Source organism: Phytopseudomonas dryadis (genome assembly GCF_004327355.1).
GTDB classification, from domain to species: Bacteria; Pseudomonadota; Gammaproteobacteria; order Pseudomonadales; family Pseudomonadaceae; genus Aquipseudomonas; species Aquipseudomonas dryadis.
This window is the reverse complement of the sequence record NZ_QJUM01000006.1, coordinates 79,955-96,706: the sequence shown is the minus strand read 5'-3', so window position 1 is coordinate 96,706 and position 16,752 is coordinate 79,955. Positions and strand designations below refer to the sequence as shown.

Annotated in this window: 17 protein-coding genes; 9 read left to right on the top strand and 8 right to left on the bottom strand. The window is 66.7% G+C overall.

All coding sequences use genetic code 11. The annotated features are described in order from the left end of the window. Nucleotides 1-5 precede the first annotated feature (5 nt). The 6 genes from DNK34_RS06860 to DNK34_RS06835 all read right to left on the bottom strand — a co-directional run bounded on the left by DNK34_RS06860 (nt 6) and on the right by DNK34_RS06835 (nt 6,741). Nucleotides 6-290: a topoisomerase II gene (locus tag DNK34_RS06860; RefSeq protein WP_131173969.1), complete on the bottom strand. Its 285-nt coding sequence runs from the start codon at nt 288-290 to the stop codon at nt 6-8. A 46-nt stretch (nt 291-336) separates the two neighbouring features. After that, nucleotides 337-1,698, bottom strand: coding sequence for an N-succinylarginine dihydrolase (astB, locus tag DNK34_RS06855; RefSeq protein ID WP_131173968.1), 1,362 nt, complete (start codon nt 1,696-1,698; stop codon nt 337-339). Continuing rightward, a complete protein-coding gene (gene astD / locus DNK34_RS06850; protein WP_131173967.1) occupies nt 1,695-3,158 on the bottom strand; it encodes a succinylglutamate-semialdehyde dehydrogenase in 1,464 nt (487 codons plus the stop codon). Before astD ends, astB begins: the two co-directional genes overlap by 4 nt. Nucleotides 3,159-3,248: 90 nt before the next feature. Continuing rightward, nucleotides 3,249-4,265, bottom strand: a complete 1,017-nt coding sequence (gene astA, locus DNK34_RS06845) for an arginine N-succinyltransferase (protein ID WP_131173966.1) — start codon at nt 4,263-4,265, stop codon at nt 3,249-3,251. Between the two features lie 96 nt (nt 4,266-4,361). Then, a complete protein-coding gene (gene aruF / locus DNK34_RS06840) occupies nt 4,362-5,378 on the bottom strand; it encodes an arginine/ornithine succinyltransferase subunit alpha (RefSeq protein ID WP_131173965.1) in 1,017 nt (338 codons plus the stop codon). Between the two features lie 139 nt (nt 5,379-5,517). After that, nucleotides 5,518-6,741 carry an aspartate aminotransferase family protein gene (locus DNK34_RS06835; protein ID WP_131173964.1) on the bottom strand — a complete coding sequence of 408 codons (1,224 nt, stop codon included), beginning with the start codon at nt 6,739-6,741 and terminating at the stop codon, nt 5,518-5,520. 473 nt (nt 6,742-7,214) lie between these two features. Here DNK34_RS06835 and DNK34_RS06830 point away from each other — a divergent pair, with 473 nt between their 5' ends. The 7 genes from DNK34_RS06830 to DNK34_RS06800 all read left to right on the top strand — a co-directional run bounded on the left by DNK34_RS06830 (nt 7,215) and on the right by DNK34_RS06800 (nt 13,340). Continuing rightward, nucleotides 7,215-7,484: a hypothetical protein gene (locus tag DNK34_RS06830; RefSeq protein ID WP_131173963.1), complete on the top strand. Its 270-nt coding sequence runs from the start codon at nt 7,215-7,217 to the stop codon at nt 7,482-7,484. Nucleotides 7,485-7,632: 148 nt separating this feature from the next. After that, nucleotides 7,633-9,060 carry an arginine-ornithine antiporter gene (arcD, locus tag DNK34_RS06825; RefSeq protein ID WP_131173962.1) on the top strand — a complete coding sequence of 476 codons (1,428 nt, stop codon included), beginning with the start codon at nt 7,633-7,635 and terminating at the stop codon, nt 9,058-9,060. Nucleotides 9,061-9,073: 13 nt separating this feature from the next. Beyond that, nucleotides 9,074-10,324, top strand: a complete 1,251-nt coding sequence (gene arcA, locus DNK34_RS06820) for an arginine deiminase (RefSeq protein ID WP_131173961.1) — start codon at nt 9,074-9,076, stop codon at nt 10,322-10,324. A gap of 45 nt (nt 10,325-10,369) precedes the next feature. Beyond that, nucleotides 10,370-11,380 (top strand): ornithine carbamoyltransferase, encoded by a 1,011-nt coding sequence (locus tag DNK34_RS06815; protein ID WP_131173960.1) that lies wholly within the window; start codon nt 10,370-10,372, stop codon nt 11,378-11,380. 232 nt (nt 11,381-11,612) lie between these two features. Next, nucleotides 11,613-12,542 carry a carbamate kinase gene (gene arcC / locus DNK34_RS06810; protein ID WP_131173959.1) on the top strand — a complete coding sequence of 310 codons (930 nt, stop codon included), beginning with the start codon at nt 11,613-11,615 and terminating at the stop codon, nt 12,540-12,542. Nucleotides 12,543-12,579: 37 nt separating this feature from the next. Then, nucleotides 12,580-12,936, top strand: coding sequence for a DUF5064 family protein (locus DNK34_RS06805; protein ID WP_131173958.1), 357 nt, complete (start codon nt 12,580-12,582; stop codon nt 12,934-12,936). 38 nt (nt 12,937-12,974) lie between these two features. After that, complete coding sequence (locus DNK34_RS06800) at nt 12,975-13,340, top strand: VOC family protein (RefSeq protein WP_131173957.1); 366 nt, start codon at nt 12,975-12,977, stop codon at nt 13,338-13,340. Nucleotides 13,341-13,356: 16 nt separating this feature from the next. On the opposite strand, the gene DNK34_RS06795 is transcribed toward DNK34_RS06800, so the two are convergent. Both DNK34_RS06795 and DNK34_RS06790 read right to left on the bottom strand, forming a co-directional pair. Then, complete coding sequence (locus DNK34_RS06795; RefSeq protein ID WP_131173956.1) at nt 13,357-14,412, bottom strand: NAD(P)H-dependent flavin oxidoreductase; 1,056 nt, start codon at nt 14,410-14,412, stop codon at nt 13,357-13,359. A 59-nt stretch (nt 14,413-14,471) separates the two neighbouring features. Then, the gene (locus tag DNK34_RS06790) at nt 14,472-15,338 is read right to left on the bottom strand and encodes a LysR family transcriptional regulator (protein WP_131173955.1); all 867 of its coding nucleotides are present in this window, start codon (nt 15,336-15,338) and stop codon (nt 14,472-14,474) included. A gap of 107 nt (nt 15,339-15,445) precedes the next feature. Here DNK34_RS06790 and DNK34_RS06785 point away from each other — a divergent pair, with 107 nt between their 5' ends. Both DNK34_RS06785 and DNK34_RS06780 read left to right on the top strand, forming a co-directional pair. Beyond that, complete coding sequence (locus tag DNK34_RS06785; RefSeq protein WP_131173954.1) at nt 15,446-16,300, top strand: DMT family transporter; 855 nt, start codon at nt 15,446-15,448, stop codon at nt 16,298-16,300. A 195-nt stretch (nt 16,301-16,495) separates the two neighbouring features. Continuing rightward, nucleotides 16,496-16,747: a hypothetical protein gene (locus DNK34_RS06780; RefSeq protein ID WP_131173953.1), complete on the top strand. Its 252-nt coding sequence runs from the start codon at nt 16,496-16,498 to the stop codon at nt 16,745-16,747. Nucleotides 16,748-16,752: the final 5 nt, after the last annotated feature.

The following is a 16,752-nucleotide window of genomic DNA, read 5'->3' as shown; positions in this document are numbered from 1 at the left end:
ATACCTCAGTGGTGGTTGCAGTCCGGGCCGTGCACGTGGTCGTCGTCATCCTCACCCGCCGGCTCCATTTCCAGCTCCAGGCTGACCAGGTTGGTGGCCAGCGGGCGCAACAGCAGGTTGGCGTATTCGCTATCGCCCTCGGCTACGTCCACGCCGATCATCAACTGGCCATTGCCGACCTGCTGGATCCACACCTCCTTGCCTTGCCAGATCACGGCGAACCGGGTGCAGGAGGTTTCCAGCTGGGTACCGTCTTCATCTTCGAGGATCAGTTGCAGGGCGTCGGTCATACATCGAACTCCAGGATAAGCACATGAACTGCGCAGCGCATGCGGTTCAGTTCAGTTGAAAGGGATAGACGGCACCCAGTTTAAGGATCTGCGTCAATTCATCCAGTGCCGTGCGGCATTCGACCAGCAATTGCGGATCGGCCAGGTCGCTTTCGCTCAGGCGATCGCGGTAGTGCGCGTCGACCCACTGGTTGAGGCGTTCGTACAATGCCGGTGTCATCAGCACCCCCGGGTTGACCGCCGCCAGCTCCTCGGCCTTGAGCGCCACGCGCAGGCGCAGGCAGGCCGGGCCACCGCCATTCTGCATGCTCTGCTTGAGGTCGAACACCTTGACCTCGGCAATCGGCCCGGCGCCGCCGATCAACGTCTGCAGGTAGTTCCACACCCGCGGGTTGTTGCGACACTCCTCCGGCACCACCAGCCACATGCGCCCGTCGGCCCGGCTCAACAACTGGCTGTTGAACAGGTAGGAGCCCACCGCATCCTCGACGCTCACCGCTTCGCGCGGCACGCAGACCGGCTGGAAACGCGCGCCGCGGCGCGCCAGCTTATCGCCCAGCTCGGCCATGATCCGATCATTGTCGAGGAAGGCATCCTGATGGTGGAACAGCACCTCGGCATTGCCCACGGCGATCACGTCATTGTGGAACACGCCCTGGTCGACCACCGCCGGAGTCTGCTGGGCATAGACCACGCCGGCGTCGCTCAAGCCGTGCAGGCGCGCCACGGCCTGGGACGCCTCCAGGGTCTGCCGCGCCGGGTAACGCTGGGGCGCCGGCAGGCGCGGGTCGAAGGCACTGCGGCCGAAGACGAAGAACTCCACCCCCGGCTCGCCGTAATCGCGGCACAGCCGCGTGTGGTTGGCCGCGCCCTCGTCACCGAACTGGCTGACCGCCGGCAGGGCCGCGTGGTGGGCGAAGTGGCGCGGGTCGGCGAACATCGCCGCCAGGATACGGCTGGTGGTCGGGTGCTCGATCGAGCGGTGGAACTTGCAATTGAGGTTGGCCGCGGTGAAATGCACCCGCCCATCGGCGGTGTCGGCGCTGGGGCTGACGGTGGCGGCATTGGCCGTCCACATGCTCGAGGCCGAGCAACTGGCGACCAGCAGCGGCATGGCTTCGCGCGCGGCGCGCTGGATGACCTGGGCATCGCTGCCGCTGAAGCCGAAGCGGCGCAGCGCGGCGACATCCGGCCGTTCCTGGGGCGCCAGCACGGCCTGCTGGAAGCCCATGTCCATCAGTGCCTTCATTTTCGCCAGGCCCTGCCTGGCCGCCTCGCGCGGGTTGGACGCGACCTGGCCGTTGCTCTGCGAGGCGACGTTGCCGTAGGACAGACCGCCGTAGTTATGGGTCGGCCCGACCAGGCCGTCGACGTTCATTTCACAGGCCGCTTCGGCGCTACGGCTCATAGGCTGACTCCCGGCACCAGGCTGTCCGGCAAGGCCAGGCGTTCGCTTTCCAGCGAGGCCACCGGATAGGCGCAGTAGTCCGCGGCGTAATAGGCGCTGGGCCGGTGGTTGCCCGAAGCGCCGATGCCGCCGAAGGGCGCGCTGCTGGCGGCGCCGGTCAGCGGCTTGTTCCAGTTGACGATGCCGGCGCGGCTGCGCAGCCAGAATTGCTGGTAACGCTCAGGGGAATCGGACAGCAGGCCGGCGGCCAGGCCGAAACGGGTGGCGTTGGCTTCGTCGATGGCGGCATCGAAACCGGCGTAGCGAATCACCTGCAGCAAGGGGCCGAAGAACTCCTCGTCCACCCGTTCCGGCACCGCCGTCACATCGATGATGCCCGGCGTCAGCAGCGCCGCCCCCTCGAGCGGCTGGCTCATTTCCAGCAGCGGCCGGGCGCCCTTGTCGATCAACCGCTGCTGGACCTTGATCAGGTGCTGGGCGGCATCCAGGGAAATCACCGCGCCCATGAAGGGCGCCGGCTGGGCGTCGAAGGCGCCGACCTTGAGGCTCGCCGCCACGCCCAGCAGCCGCGCCAGCAGGCCATCGCCCCACTCGCCCTGCGGCACCAGCAGGCGCCGCGCGCAGGTGCAGCGCTGGCCGGCGGAGAGAAACGCCGACTGGATGATGCTGTACACCGCGGCGTCGATATCGGCGACCTGATCGACGATCAGCGGGTTGTTGCCGCCCATTTCCAGGGCCAGGATGGTTTCCGGGCGGCCGCCGAACTGGCTGTGCAACAGGTTTCCGGTACGGCTGGAGCCGGTGAAGAACAGGCCGTCGAGGCCCGGGTTGGCGGCCAAGGCGACGCCGGTGTCGCGCCCGCCCTGCAGCAGATTGAGCACGCCGGCCGGCAGACCGGCCTCGACCCAGCACTTGACCGTCAGTTCGGCGACCCTGGGCGTCAGCTCGCTGGGCTTGAACACCACGGCATTGCCGGCCAGCAGCGCCGGCACGATATGCCCGTTGGGCAGATGCCCGGGAAAGTTGTAAGGACCGAACACCGCCACCACGCCATGGGGCTTGTGGCGCAGGACGGCACTGGCGTCGCCCAGCGGGCCGCTCTTCTCGCCCGTACGCTCGGCCTGGCTCTGCAGGGAGATGGCCACCTTGTTGACCATGCTGGTCACTTCGGTCGCGGCTTCCCACAACGGCTTGCCGGTCTCCTCGCCGATGGCGTGGGCGAATTCGTCGCGGCGGGAGCCGAGGATGGCCGCGAAACGCTCGAGCACGGCACTGCGTTCGCCCTGGGGGGCGCTGGCCCAGGGCACGAACGCGGCGCGGGCGGCCCGTACCGCCGCCTCGACCTGCTCGACCGTGGCCCCGCGGCCATGCCACAGCACCTGCTGGCTGATCGGGTCGAAGGACTCCAGGGTGTCGCCCTGGCCAAGCTGCCAGTGACCAGCGATGTAATGCGTGCTCATGCGTCTATCACTCCAGGGTTCGGCTAGCCGTCGCCATGGGCGGCGGGCCATCACGTCAAACGGCTGCCGCTCTGTGGCGGCATGGCCGGCTCAGGCTTGCGTGGCCAGGGGCACGGCGCGCACCTGATCGCCGACGTTCAGACGCAGGCGCCTGGCGGTCAGCGGGTCGACCACCAGGGTACCGGCGGCCATGCGCGCCGGCGCCGCGGTGATCCGGCAATCCTCACACTTGCGGTTGTGCACCAGGTAGACAGGGGCGTCATCACCCGGCGTGCCGATGGCCAGCACCAGCAACTGGCTGTCACGGATGGCGCGGATCTTCGCCGTCTCCGCCTCGATGGCGGGACCGGCGTCGAAGATGTCGACATAGCCCTGGTAGGTGAAGCCCTCGGCCTTGAGCATGGCCAGGGCCGGCTCGGTGTCGGGGTGCACGCGGCCGATCACGCTGCGCGCCGCCTCGGAGAGAAAGCAGGTGTACAACGGGAACTTGGGCATCAGTTCGGCGATGAAGGCCTTGTTGCCGACACCGGTGAGGTAGTCGGCCTGGGAGAACTCCATGCGGAAGAAGTGCCGGCCCAGGCATTCCCAGAACGGCGACCGCCCCTGGTCGTCGGAGACGCCGCGCATCTCGGCGATGATCTTGTCGCCGAACAGCTGGCGGAACTCGGCGATGAACAGCAGGCGCGCCTTGGACAACAGGCGGCCGTGCAGACCACTGCGCTGATCGGCGTGCAGGAACAGCGAGCAGAGCTCGGAATTGCCGGTCAGGTCATTGGCCAGGAACAGGGTCGGCACCTGGCGATGGATGTTCAGTTCCTGCGACGCGCTGACGGTCAGGCCGACCCGGTAGTTGTACCAGGGCTCGCGCAACCCCACGCCACCGGCGATGGCGGAAATGCCCAGCACCTGGCCGTCGTCGTCCTCGAGTACGAACATGTAGTCGCAATCGCCACGCTCGGCTTCGCCGCGGAAGGTTTTCTCCGCCCAGCCCACGCGATAGGCCAGGCGCGCCTCGTTGGCCGGCAGGCTGGTAAGGCCGGTCCCGGTGCTGCGCGCCAGGTCGATCAGCGCCGGCAGATCGGCGGTGCGTACGGGACGAACGATCATTGGATCCTCCGGATCAGCTATTGGCTTCAAGCGGCAAGCTACAAGTTAGAAGGCAGTCTGGCTTGCCGCTTGTGGCTTGCAGCTTGCCGCTTCGATTCAAACCGTTACCAACCTCACGCTGGCACCTTCGCCGACGCCCAGGGCCTCGGCGGCCTCCGGGCTGAGGATCACGGGCTGTCCCGGCGTCCAGTCGAGGGCGATCACCACGGCGCGGAAATCCTGCAACTGGCCATTGCTGACCAGGTACTGACGGCCGCCCGCTGGCGGCTCGCCGAGCATCACCGGCGCCAGCACGCTCTGGGCGATGGAGCGGATGCCCGAGGTGCGGGCGTGCAGCGTTGGTCCGCCATCGAAGATGTCGATGTAGTGGTCGGTTTCGAAACCGTCGCGCATGAGGATGTCGAAGGTGATCTGCGCCCGCGGATGCACCAGGCCCATGGCCTCCTGGGCCGAATCCGGCAGCAGCGGCACGTAGATCGGGTAATGCGGCATCAGCTCGGCGAGGAAGGTGCGGCTCTTCAGGCCGCACAGGCGCTCGGCCTCGGCGTAGCTCATGTCGAAGAAGTTGCGCCCCACGGCATCCCAGAACGGCGACTCGCCGTCGTCGTCGCTCTGCCCGACGATCTCCACCACCATGGCATCGGCGAAACGCTCCGGGTGGCTGGCGACGAACAGCAGGCGCCCGCGGGAATTGAGCTCGGACCAGACGCTGCCGACCAGCGGCCGCTCGACGTAGAAACTGGTCAGCAGGCTGTTGCCGGTGAGATCGTGGCACAGCGACAGCACGTGGATCTTGTTGTGGATCTTCAGCTCGCGCGAATTGTGCACGAAGGTTTCGTTGCGAAAGCTGTAGAAGGGCTCGGAGTAGCCGGCGGAGGCGACGATGCCGGAACAGCCGGCCAGGCGGGCGCTGTCCGTGTCCTCGAGGACGAAGAAATAGCGTTCCTCGCCATTGAAGCTGACTTCGGCGGCGAACGACGCCTCGGACGCCGCGATCTTGTCGCGCAAGCGGTCGGCGTTGTCCGGCAGGGACGTCACACCAACCGGGCTGTCCGCGGCCAGGCGCTGTACTTCAGCGAGGTCGGCCATTCGCGCGGGGCGCATCACCAGCATGGTGTCACTCCTTCAGCAAGGCCCGGGCGCAGGTCGCCCGGGCAGCGAAAATCATCGTTCGTGGATGGCACCGGCCGGCCCGGCGGCCGACCGTACAGGAGACCCGGGCGACGGCAGCGCAGCCGCCACCCCGCGGCCCTCACGCGGCGACGACCAGCTTGGCCACCGCACGTTCGAAGCGCGCCAGGCCCTCGTCGATATCGGCATCCTCCACCACCAGGCTCGGGGCGAAGCGCAGCACATCGGGGCCGGCCTGGAGGATCATCAGGTTCTCCTCGGCGGCGGCATCGAAGAAGGCGCGCGCCTTGCCCTTCCAGGCCTCGGCCAGCACGGCGCCGATCAGCAGGCCCATGCCACGCACCGTGGAGAATACGCCGTAGCGCTCGCCGATCTGCTGCAGGCGCGCCTTGAAACGCTCATGCTTGGCTTTCACCCCGTCCAGCACTTCAGGGGTATTGACCACGTCGACCACCGCCTCGGCCACGGCGCAAGCCAGGGGATTGCCGCCGTAGGTGGTGCCGTGGGTGCCCACCGCCAGGTGGCTGGCCAGCGCCTCGGTGGTGAGCATGGCGGCGATCGGGAAACCGCCGCCCAGGCTCTTGGCGCTGGACAGCACGTCGGGGACCACCCCGTAATGCTGGTAGGCGAACAGATGGCCGCTGCGGCCCATGCCGCTCTGCACTTCGTCGAACACCAGCAGGGCGTTGTGCTGGTCGCACAGTTCGCGTGCGCCCTGCAGGTAGGCCGGATCGGCCGGCAACACACCGCCCTCGCCCTGGATCGGTTCCAGCACCACGGCGCAGGTCGTGTCGCTGATCGCCGCCTTGAGCGCTTCGAGATCGTTGTAGGGCACATGGCTGATGCCCTGGATCCTCGGCCCGAAACCGTCGGAATACTTGGGCTGGCCACCGACGCTGACGGTGAACAGGGTGCGCCCGTGGAAGCTGTTGGTGGCGGCGATGATCTCGTGCTTCTGCGGCCCGAACCGCTCATGGGCGACCCGCCGGGCCAGCTTGAACGCCGCCTCGTTGGCCTCGGCGCCGGAGTTGCAGAAGAACACGCGCTCGGCGAAGGTGGCGTCGATCAGCTTCCTGGCCAGGCGCAGGGCCGGCTCGTTGGTGAACACGTTGGAGACGTGCCACAGGGTATTGGCCTGCTCGGTGAGCGCCTTGACCAGCGCCGGATGGACATGGCCCAGCACGTTGACGGCGATGCCGCCGGAGAAGTCGATCAGTTCGCGACCGCTCTGATCCCAGACGCGCGAGCCCGAACCGCGCACGGGCACGAACGCCGCGGGCGCGTAGCTGGGCACCATCACCTGGTCGAAATCGGCGCGTTGCACCGGGTCGTGCTGAACGGACATCGGAACTCTCCTGACGAGAAACACCTGCATGGCTAGCGGGCGATGCGAAAGATTGTAGGGTTTGCTCGGGGGGCGGCATTGTCGGCATGCGACAACTTCTTACAACGCCATCCCGCGAAAAACCGGCGCTTGCGAAAATGCGACACAAAGCGTCGGCCAGGCGCAGTTTAAACGCTGCCGCGTCGTTGGCGCACGGGGCGCGGCGACTTTTATCGGCACGCCCGCTCCACCTCCGTGACCGGGCGGTCAGGGCCGTTGCGCCGACAGCGCGGCGCGGGTGGCATTTAAAACGCTTATATGAAAATTATTCGTATTGAGTCGCACCCGGGGCTTGCCAGCCTGGCGAGAGGCGGTGATATTACTTCGCCACTGACGCACCGCCCATCGTCAGGTCTACGACAGACTGTCCTGCCCCCGGACCGTCGCGACCGCGCCAGGGCTCCACCTGACTCATCCCGCCAAGGAGGCACACGATGACGGCCAAAGAACAACAGCTGACCGAACTGCTCACCCTCACCTCACGCAGCATCACCCATATGGCGGCAGCCATGACCGCCCTGTCCTTCGACCTGTTGCGTAGCAGCGATGCAGGCGTACGCGCCGCGGGCTCGAAGATGATCACCCGTCTCGGCGCCGTCAGCCTGGAGCTGGATCAGCAATGGCAACTGATCGGCGAGCTGACCGGCGTGGAGGCCCCGCAACGCGCCGACGTCGTCGAAGAAGTCCAGTTGCACACGGCCTGACTCGCCGGCCGCCGGGGCGTCCGGGGCTACCCGCGCCCTCGGTCCAGCACGCCGCCCCATCGAGTCATTCACTGACTCAGGTCATGGGTGAGCGCCTGTACCACTCCTACCATCGAAGCGTCCCTTCCCTGGTAGGAGCAAAACCCTCATGTCCGAATCCGCCAGAAAACTCAGGCTCGGTGCGCTGGTGGCCCTCGTCGTGGGCTCGATGGTCGGCGGCGGGATCTTCTCCCTGCCGCAGAACATGGCTGCCAGCGCCGACGCCGGGGCGATTCTCATCGGCTGGGCGATCACCGCGGTGGGCATGCTGACCCTCGCGTTCGTGTTCCAGACCCTGGCCAACCGCAAGCCCGAACTCGATGGCGGGGTGTACGCCTACGCCAAGGCCGGTTTCGGCGACTACATGGGCTTCTCCTCGGCCTGGGGCTACTGGATCAGCGCCTGGCTGGGCAACGTCGGCTACTTCGTGCTGCTGTTCAGCACCCTCGGCTATTTCGTACCCGTGTTCGGCGAAGGCAACACCCCGGTGGCCATCGCCGCCGCCTCGGTGTTGCTGTGGGCCGTGCACTTCCTGGTGCTGCGCGGCATCCGCGAGGCCGCCTTCATCAACCTGGTGACCACGGTGGCGAAGATCGTGCCGCTGCTGCTGTTCATCCTCATCGGCCTGTTCGCCTTCCGCCTGGAGATCTTCACCGCCGACATCTGGGGCACGGGCAATCCGGACCTGGGCAGCGTCATGGACCAGGTGCGCAACATGATGCTGGTCACCGTCTGGGTGTTCATCGGCATCGAAGGCGCCAGCATCTTCTCCGCCCGCGCGGAGAAACGCAGCGACGTCGGCAAGGCCACCCTCATCGGCTTCGTCACCGTGCTGCTTCTGCTGGTCCTGGTCAACGTGCTGTCGCTGGGTATCCTGACCCAGCCGGAACTGGCCAGGCTGCAGAACCCGTCCATGGCGGCGGTGCTGGAGCACGTGGTCGGCCACTGGGGCGCGGTGCTGATCAGCCTCGGCCTGGTGGTATCCCTGCTCGGCGCGTTGCTGTCCTGGGTGCTGCTGTGCGCGGAAATCCTCTTCGCCGCCGCCCGCGATCACACCATGCCGGCCTTCCTGCGCCAGGAGAACGCCAACCACGTACCGGCCAACGCGCTGTGGCTGACCAATGCCCTGGTGCAGCTGTTCCTGGTCATCACCCTGTTCTCGGAAAGCACCTACCTGTCGCTGATCTACCTGGCCACCTCGATGATCCTGGTGCCCTACCTGTGGTCGGCGGCCTACGCCGTGCTGCTCGCCGTGCGTGGCGAAACCTATGCCGGCGCCGCCGGCGAACGGCGCAAGGATCTGGCGATCGGCGCCATCGCCCTGCTCTATGCGGTCTGGCTGCTGTATGCCGGCGGCATCCAGTACGTGCTGCTCTCCGCCCTGCTCTATGCCCCGGGCGTGCTGTTCTTCGCCAAGGCCAAGCGTGAGCTCGGCCAACCCCTGTTCACCACCCTGGAAAAACTGATCTTCACCGCCGTGGTCATCGCCGCGCTGTTCGCCGGCTATGGTCTGTACAGCGGTTTCCTGAGCCTCTGAAGGAGAAATCACCATGTCCACTGTCCCTCTCGGGGTCCATTCCGAAGCCGGCAAGCTGCGCAAGGTGCTGGTCTGTTCGCCGGGTCTGGCACATCAACGCCTGACGCCGAACAACTGCGACGAACTGCTGTTCGACGACGTGCTCTGGGTCGCCCAGGCCAAACGCGACCACTTCGACTTCGTCACCAAGATGCGCGAGCGCGACGTCGAGGTGCTGGAAATGCACAACCTGCTGACCGATGTGGTCGCCATGCCCGAGGCCCTGGAGTGGATTCTCGAACGCAAGGTGACGGCGAACCTGGTCGGCCTGGGCCTGGTCAACGAGGTCAAGAGCTGGCTGCGCAGCCTGGAGCCCAGGCATATCGCCGAGTACCTGATCGGCGGGGTGTCCGCCGACGACCTGCCGGACAGCTTCGGCGGTCAGACGATCCAGATGTTCCGCGATTTCCTCGGCCATTCCAGCTTCATCCTGCCACCGCTGCCCAACACCCAGTTCACCCGCGACACCACCTGCTGGATCCATGGCGGGGTGACGCTCAACCCGATGTACTGGCCGGCGCGGCGCCAGGAAACCCTGCTGGCCAGCGCCATCTACAGGTTCCATCCGCAGTTCGCCGGGGCCGACTTCAAGGTCTGGTACGGCGACCCGGACGTGGATCACGGCAGCGCCACCCTGGAAGGCGGCGATGTCATGCCGATCGGCAACGGCGTGGTGCTGATCGGTATGGGCGAACGCTCGTCGCGCCAGGCCATCGGCCAACTGGCGCAGAACCTGTTCAGGCAGCAGGCGGTGGAACGGGTGATCGTCGCCGGCCTGCCCCGCTCACGCTCGGCGATGCACCTGGACACGGTGTTCAGCTTCTGCGACCGCGACCTGGTGACCATCTTCCCCGAGGTGGCCAACGCCATCGTGCCCTTCTCCCTGCGCCCCGACGAGAGCAAGCCCGGCGGCATCGACGTGCGCCGCGAAGAAGCCAGCTTCGTCGACAGCGTCGCCGCGGCGCTCGGCCTCAAGGCCCTGCGCGTGGTGGAAACCGGCGGCAACGCCTTCGCCGCCGAACGCGAGCAATGGGACGACGGCAACAACGTGGTGGCCCTGGAGCCCGGCGTGGTGATCGGCTACGACCGCAACACCTACACCAACACCCAGTTGCGCAAGGCCGGTGTCGAAGTCATCACCATCAGCGCCAGCGAACTGGGCCGCGGACGTGGCGGCGGCCATTGCATGACCTGCCCGATCATCCGCGACGCCATCGATTACTGAGACCGAGCGGGGACGAGCCCCCCGCCGTGCCACGAGGAACACCCCATGTCGTTCAACATGCGTAACCGCCACCTGCTCAGCCTGATGCACCACACGCCGCGCGAACTGCGCTTTCTGCTCGACCTGTCGCGCGACCTGAAGCGGGCCAGGTACACCGGCACCGAACAGCAGCACCTCAAGGGCAAGAACATCGCGCTGATCTTCGAGAAGACCTCGACCCGCACCCGCTGCGCCTTCGAGGTGGCCGCCTACGACCAGGGCGCCAACGTCACCTACATCGACCCCAACTCCTCGCAGATCGGCCACAAGGAAAGCATGAAGGACACCGCCCGGGTGCTCGGGCGCATGTACCACGCCATCGAGTACCGCGGCTTCAGGCAGGACATCGTCGAGGAACTGGCGAAATACGCCGGCGTGCCGGTGTTCAACGGCCTGACCGATGAGTACCACCCTACGCAGATGATCGCCGACGTGCTGACCATGCTCGAGCACAGCGACAAGCCGCTGCACGACATCAGCTACGCCTACCTGGGCGATGCCCGCAACAACATGGGCAACTCGCTGCTGCTGGTCGGCGCCAAGCTCGGCATGGACGTGCGCATCGCCGCGCCCAAGGCCCTCTGGCCGCACCAGGAGCATCTCGACGCCTGCCACGCCTTCGCCGAGCAGAGCGGCGCGCGTATCACCCTCAGCGAAGAGCCGAGGGAAGCGGTGCGGGGCGTGGACTTCGTGCACACCGACGTCTGGGTGTCCATGGGCGAGCCGGTAGAGGCCTGGGGCGAACGTATCGCCCAGCTGCTGCCCTACCAGGTCAACAGCGAACTGATGAAAGCCACCGGCAACCCGCGGGCGAAATTCATGCACTGCCTGCCGGCGTTCCACAACTGCGAAACCAAGGTCGGCCAGCAGATCGCCGCGCAATACCCGCACCTGGCCGGTGGCATCGAGGTGACCGAAGAGGTGTTCGAGTCGCCCTGCAACATCGCCTTCGAACAGGCGGAAAACCGCATGCACAGCATCAAGGCGATCCTCGTCTCGACCCTGGCCGACTTGTAACCATCCCGTCCGGCGCGGTACTGATGAAGTCGCCTCCCCGTGGGAGCGGCTTCAACCGCGAGGGCCCTTCAGAGGGTGTTTAGAAAAGTAGCGAGCGATGGCCAGGCAAGGCGAAATCAGCAGAAAAAGCGCAGTGTACGAGCTGTACATGAGCATTTTGAGGCTGATTTCAACGCAGCATGGCCGAGCGCAGTAATTTGTAAACACCCTCTCAGCCAACCAGGAGATTCCCATGCGCATCGTCATCGCCCTGGGCGGCAACGCCCTGTTGCGCCGCGGCGAACCCATGAGCGCGGAAAACCAGCGCGCCAATATCCAGCTCGCCTGCCGGCAGATCGCCCGCATCGCGCCCGGCAACGAACTGGTGGTGGCCCATGGCAATGGCCCGCAGGTCGGCCTGCTGTCGCTGCAGGCCGCCGCCTACACCCCGGTCAGCCCCTATCCGCTGGACGTGCTCGGCGCCCAGACCGAAGGCATGATCGGCTACCTGATCGAACAGGAACTGGGCAACCTGCTGCCGTTCGAGACCCCGCTGGCCACCCTGCTCACCCAGGTGGAAGTGGACGCCGACGACCCGGCGTTCCAGCACCCGAGCAAACCCATCGGCCCGGTGTACGACAAGGCCGCGGCCGAACGCCTGGCCGCCGAGAAAGGCTGGAGCATCGCCGCCGACGGTGACGGCTTCCGCCGTGTGGTGGCCAGCCCCCGGCCGAAGCGGATCTTCGAAATCCGCCCGGTGCAGTGGCTGCTGGAACAGGGCAGTGTGGTGATCTGTGCCGGCGGCGGCGGCATCCCGACGCGCTACGCCGAAAACGGCAGGCTCGAAGGCGTGGAAGCGGTGATCGACAAGGACCTGTGCTCGGCCCTGCTGGCCGAACAACTCCAGGCCGACCTGCTGGTGATCGCCACCGATGTCGACGCGGCCTACCTCGACTGGAAACAACCGACGCAACGGGCCATTGCCAGCGCCCACCCCGATGCACTGCAACAGCTCGACTTCGCCGCCGGCTCCATGGGCCCGAAGGTACAGGCCGCCTGCGAGTTCGCCCGCCATACCGCCAAGGACGCGGTGATCGGCGCCCTGGCCGATATCGAGGCGATCGTCACGGGCCATGGCGGAACGCGGGTCAGCCTCTCGGCGACCGGCATACGTTATCGCTGAACCGCACAGCCCAAACTTTCACAGGAGAATTGCCAGCATGTTCAAACCCGGTCAGTTGCATATCCACTACACGCCCCTGCTCCCCGGCGAGATCGGCTTCGAGATCAGCGTGTGCTACGAGGTGCGCCAGAACGCCGAGCACGAGACGGTCGTGCATTTCGACATGTCCGGGGAAATCAACGGCAAGGCCTTCGCGGACAGCTTCGAACTGCCCCGCGACACCGCCTTCAACTTCGCCAGCAATGCCACCCGCATCGCCGTGCGCAATGGCCTGCCGACTGCCGCCGTGCATCCGCTGCACGCCCATCGCCAGTACGACCTGATGTTCGAGGACATCCGCCAGCAGTTGCACGCCCGGCCAGGCGAACCGGTCAAGCCGGAACACCTGTGCTAGCCGCGTTACCGCGCGAACACCCGCCGAGAGAGCCGTAGATGAGCGCACCGATCAACCGCGTCATGCTGTACGCCAACGACGTGAGCAGAACCTGCACCTTCTACAGTCGCCATTTCGGCTTCGTCGCCGGGGAGGAGGAAGATGGCCTGGTCGAACTGCGCCATCCCCGTGGTGGGCTGGTGCTGCTCGTGCAGCGTGCCGCCAAGTCCCTGCGCCTCAATCAGGCACGGGTCAAGCTGGTGTTCGATGTCGAACAGCTGGACGCCTTCAAGGCGCGGGCGCTGACCCAGGGCCTGGAATTCGGCCCCACGCACCAGGCCCGGGGCTACGCCTTCGCCAACGCCAAGGACCCGGACGGCAATGGCATCAGCATTTCCAGCCGGGCCTTGCGCCCGGCGGACTGACGCCCGGCCGTCCCTCTCAGGCCATTGCCGCCAGGTATTCCCGATGCAGCAGCGCCAGCAGTTCGGCGGCCGGCAGCGAACGCGCCAGCGCCGCGCCCTGCCCGGCCCAGTGGGCGGCGAATTCGTGATTGCCGGCCTGGGCCGCTGCGGCGATCAGTTGCTTGCCGGCATCGTAGGCGATGCCGAAACCCGGTACCGGCGGATGGCCCGCGGCGCCGACCTCGGCCATGAAGCGGTTGCGTATGCCCCGCGCCGGACGCCCGGAAATCACCGTGGTGACCTGGGTGACGCGCGCCCTCTCGCTACCGAGCATGGCCCGGTAGCCGGCGTTGGCGGCCGACTCCGGGCAGAGCACGAAGGCCGTTCCCAATTGCGCGGCGCAAGCGCCCAGCGTCAGCGCGGCGGCGATGCCGGCACCATCCATGATGCCGCCCGCGGCGATCACCGGCCGCGACAGCTGGCTGACCAGCAGACGCACCAGGGCGAAGGTGCCGATGCCCTGGTCACCGCGCAGCGGGTCGAACACGCCACGGTGGCCGCCCGCTTCGATGCCCTGGGCGACGATCAGGTCGATACCGGCCTGTTCCAGCAACCGCCCTTCTTCCAGGGTGGTGGCCGAGGCCAGCAGGGTGATGCCGGCGTTTTTCAGGGCGTCGATACGGCTTTGCGGCGGCAAGCCAAGGTGAAAGCTGACGATCGGCGGGCACTCTTCGAGCAGTACCTCGAGCTGGGCGTCGTCATCGTGGAAACTGCTGTAGATGTCACCGATGGCGGCGGGCGCCGGCACCCCGAACTCGGCGAAGTACGGCTGCAGATGCGCCAGCCAGGCCCGTTCCAGCGCGGCATCCGCAGTGCTGCGCTGGTGGCAGAAGACATTGACGTTGAATGGCTTGCGCGTAGCGCCGCGGGTGTCGCGGATCATCTGCCGCCCGGTCTCGGCGTCCACCGCGGCGATGGAGATCGAGCCCAGCCCACCGGCATTGCTCACCGCGGCGGCCAGCTTGGGCGTGGCGGTGCCCGCCATGGGCGCCTGAATGATCGGGTAAGCGACATTCAGCAGTGCGTGGCTCATCGGTTGTTCCTCCATCCGGGCAGTAGAAGCCTGCGACTATAGCGTGCCGGCGGCCAGCTTCATTCGAAATCGCGGCGCAATGTCTGCAGGACCTGACCGTACAGCGCATCGACCAGCGCCGGCGTGGCCGACGCCCGGCAACGCAGGGCGACCACCTCGAGCATCGGCAGCCCCGGCAAGCCCTGGGCGGCGCCGAGGATCTGCAGTGAAGCCGGCACACTGCAGCGGGTCAGTACCCCGAGCGCCGCGCCACTCTCGGCAACCGCCAGCTGCCCGGCAACGCTGGGGCTGCTGTAGACCACCCGATAGCTGCGCCCGAGGGCGCCAACGGCCTTGAGAATGCGGCTGCGCGCCTGGCTGCCCAGTTCGTACACGGCAATCGGCAGCGGTGTCTGCCGCCAGGTTTCCTGGCGGGCATTGCCGACCCATACCAGCTCCTCACGAAACAACAGTTCGCCACGCTGCGGCTTGTCGCGGGTGACGATGGCGACATCCAGCTCGCCGCTTTCCACCTTGGGGATCAGTCGCGTGGAGGGTTCGCAGACCAGGCTCACCTCGACCGCCGGCTGCTGAGCGGCGAAGCTGTTGAGCAAGGGCGTCAGGTAACCCAGCGCATAGTCGTCGGGAATACCCAGCGATACCTTGCCCTGCAGGCGAGCGCCGCGCAGCGCCAGCAGGGCTTCGCTGTGTACCGACAGCAGCTTGCGCGCATAGCCGAGCAGTTCCTCACCGGCCGGCGTCAGGCTCAGGTGCCGTGGGCCGCGCAACAGCAAGGGCCGGCCGACGGCAGCTTCGAGCTTCTTGATCTGCATGCTCACCGCCGACTGCGAGCGCGCCAGTTGAGCGGCGGCGGCGGTCAGCGAACCGCTGCCGACCACGGTCACGAAGGCCTGCAACCAGTCGATCTGCAAATCCTCTCGGGCCATCGGTCATCACCATTCGTTTTTCGAATAACTTAACCCAGTTTAATCCGTTTTACGGGACGAGCGTTCGGCGCCACCATGGCCGCCTCCCTCACCCGCGACAGCACGCCATGAGCCGATACACCGCCCACCTGCAATTGCACGGCGCCGCCCTCCTGGTCGGCATTTCCGCCCTGCTCGGCAAATCCCTGACGGTCAGCGCCGGCATGATCGTCCTTGGCCGGGCGGCCTTCGCCCTGCTCGCCATCAGCCTGTTGTGCCTGTGCCTGCGGCAGCGGCCCTGGCACGGGGTGTCCGTGACGACGGCGGGCAAGCTGCTGGCCACGGGCGCGGCGCTGGGCATGCACTGGCTGCTGTTCTTCGTCGCGGTGCAGACCGGCGGCGTGGCGGTGGCGACATTGGGTTTCGCCTCGTTTCCGGCCTTCACCGCGCTGATCGAACGGCTGCTGTTCGGCCAGCGCCTGGGGCGCGCCGACGGCCTGATCCTGATCCTGGTATCGGTTGGCCTGGTGCTGGTCACGCCGTCCTTCGACCTCGACGACGGCAGCACCGCGGGGCTGCTCTGGGGCGTGCTGTCAGGCGCCAGCTACGCCGCCATTGCCGTGGCCAACAAGCATTTCTCCAGCAATGTCGGGGGGCTGCCGGCCTGCTGGTGGCAGTGCCTGGCCATCAGCGCCCTGCTCGCCCCGCTGCTGTGGCGGGAGCTGCCGCTGATCGAAGGCCGCGACTGGCTGCTGCTGATGGCGCTCGGGGTATTCTGCACCGGGCTGGCCTACAGCCTGTTCATCGCCGCCCTCAGGCAGGTCAGGACCAACACCGCCGCGGTGGTGATCGCCGTCGAGCCGGTGTACGCCATCGCCGGCGCCTGGCTGCTGTTCGGCGCGGTTCCCAGCGGCGGCATGCTGCTCGGCGGCGCCCTGATCCTGAGCGCCGTGGCCTGGTCGGGCCTGCGCGCGGGGAGCTGACCGCGGCAACCGGCACGAGCCGCTCCAGCAAGCCTTTTCCCCCGGGTCTTTATCGCCTATTCTGAGAACTCGGGGATCGCCGGAACGCGATACTTCAGGGACAGGCCAAAGGACGGGCGCAGAGCGTCGACCCTTTGCTGCAGCCATGCAGCACGCACTGAAATCGTCAACAGGACTCAAGGGGACGTTCTAGCCATGGATTGTTTGATCATCTATTCGCGTAACGGCGAAAGGCGATTCCAAACCATCACCACCAAGTTCATCCCCAATATGAAGGCGGTCGAATTCACCGTACTCAACGCGGAGCTGCCTGCCGACCGTACGCCCGGCGCCAGCGACACGCCGACCTCGGTGAAACAGCTGATGAACCAACTGGGCATCGAGATTCTCGACGTGTTCCCGGTACGCAGGACGCCACCGACGAACCCCGGCAACGATCACGCCTGACTCGC

Bases quoted from the DNA above. Each gene is read 5' to 3' on its own strand.
- astA (WP_131173966.1), bottom strand. From the start codon at position 4,265: ATGATCGTTCGTCCCGTACGCACCGCCGATCTGCCGGCGCTGATCGAC.
- arcA (WP_131173961.1), top strand. From the start codon at position 9,074: ATGTCCACTGTCCCTCTCGGGGTCCATTCCGAAGCCGGCAAGCTGCGC.
- DNK34_RS06800 (WP_131173957.1), top strand. From the start codon at position 12,975: ATGAGCGCACCGATCAACCGCGTCATGCTGTACGCCAACGACGTGAGC.
- astD (WP_131173967.1), bottom strand. From the start codon at position 3,158: ATGAGCACGCATTACATCGCTGGTCACTGGCAGCTTGGCCAGGGCGAC.
- DNK34_RS06830 (WP_131173963.1), top strand. From the start codon at position 7,215: ATGACGGCCAAAGAACAACAGCTGACCGAACTGCTCACCCTCACCTCA.
- arcC (WP_131173959.1), top strand. From the start codon at position 11,613: ATGCGCATCGTCATCGCCCTGGGCGGCAACGCCCTGTTGCGCCGCGGC.
- aruF (WP_131173965.1), bottom strand. From the start codon at position 5,378: ATGCTGGTGATGCGCCCCGCGCGAATGGCCGACCTCGCTGAAGTACAG.
- DNK34_RS06835 (WP_131173964.1), bottom strand. From the start codon at position 6,741: ATGTCCGTTCAGCACGACCCGGTGCAACGCGCCGATTTCGACCAGGTG.
- DNK34_RS06780 (WP_131173953.1), top strand. From the start codon at position 16,496: ATGGATTGTTTGATCATCTATTCGCGTAACGGCGAAAGGCGATTCCAA.
- DNK34_RS06815 (WP_131173960.1), top strand. From the start codon at position 10,370: ATGTCGTTCAACATGCGTAACCGCCACCTGCTCAGCCTGATGCACCAC.
- astB (WP_131173968.1), bottom strand. From the start codon at position 1,698: ATGAGCCGTAGCGCCGAAGCGGCCTGTGAAATGAACGTCGACGGCCTG.
- DNK34_RS06860 (WP_131173969.1), bottom strand. From the start codon at position 290: ATGACCGACGCCCTGCAACTGATCCTCGAAGATGAAGACGGTACCCAG.
- DNK34_RS06795 (WP_131173956.1), bottom strand. From the start codon at position 14,412: ATGAGCCACGCACTGCTGAATGTCGCTTACCCGATCATTCAGGCGCCC.
- DNK34_RS06785 (WP_131173954.1), top strand. From the start codon at position 15,446: ATGAGCCGATACACCGCCCACCTGCAATTGCACGGCGCCGCCCTCCTG.
- DNK34_RS06805 (WP_131173958.1), top strand. From the start codon at position 12,580: ATGTTCAAACCCGGTCAGTTGCATATCCACTACACGCCCCTGCTCCCC.
- DNK34_RS06790 (WP_131173955.1), bottom strand. From the start codon at position 15,338: ATGGCCCGAGAGGATTTGCAGATCGACTGGTTGCAGGCCTTCGTGACC.
- arcD (WP_131173962.1), top strand. From the start codon at position 7,633: ATGTCCGAATCCGCCAGAAAACTCAGGCTCGGTGCGCTGGTGGCCCTC.